This window comes from Pseudoflavonifractor phocaeensis (assembly GCF_021531375.1).
GTDB classification, from domain to species: Bacteria; Bacillota; Clostridia; order Oscillospirales; family Oscillospiraceae; genus Lawsonibacter; species Lawsonibacter phocaeensis_B.
On sequence record NZ_JADYTU010000061.1, the window covers coordinates 1 to 531 of the forward strand.

Annotated in this window: 1 protein-coding gene; it reads right to left on the reverse strand. The window is 58.6% G+C overall.

All coding sequences use genetic code 11. The features are described 5' to 3' along the window. A partial coding sequence (locus tag I6E39_RS11020; protein ID WP_235381628.1) for a putative ABC transporter permease occupies window positions 1–418 on the reverse strand: 418 nt, incomplete at its 3' end. Window positions 419–531: the final 113 nt, after the last annotated feature.

Here is a 531-nt window from a genome sequence, read left to right on the forward strand (position 1 = left end):
CCTGCAGAAGGGGGAGCAGGGCGGGGTGTACCCAGTAGACCAGGGGCAGAGACAGTAGCCCCCAGGCCAAAGAGAAGGGCAGGCATACCCGTCCCTGGATATTGCCGGGCAGCTCCCGATAATCCCAAAAGGACACCCCCAGCACCTCCTCGTAAAAGAGAGCCATCAGGTACTCCGCTGCCGTGGCGGCTAAGGCGCCCCCCAGGAACAGCAGAAGAGGCACGGAGGCCACCCAGGAGGGCAGCAGCAGGATGGCGCAGGCTCCCAAGCCGTACACCGGACACAGGGGAAGGACCAGCAAACACTTCCGGTCGGGACGCCCACCGGTCATGCGGGCGAAGGTTACCTCCAGCAAAAAGCCGAGGAAACTGTAGACTACAAAATTCCAGAACCAGACCACGAAATCGTATCCCTCCATTTCTGTTCATAGGATGACGGAAATATAGGGATTTCATGCCGGGTAAATTTTAGTTTATGGATGTATTATGGGGCGTCGGGGACGCCGCCCCCTACGCACGGTTCACAATATGG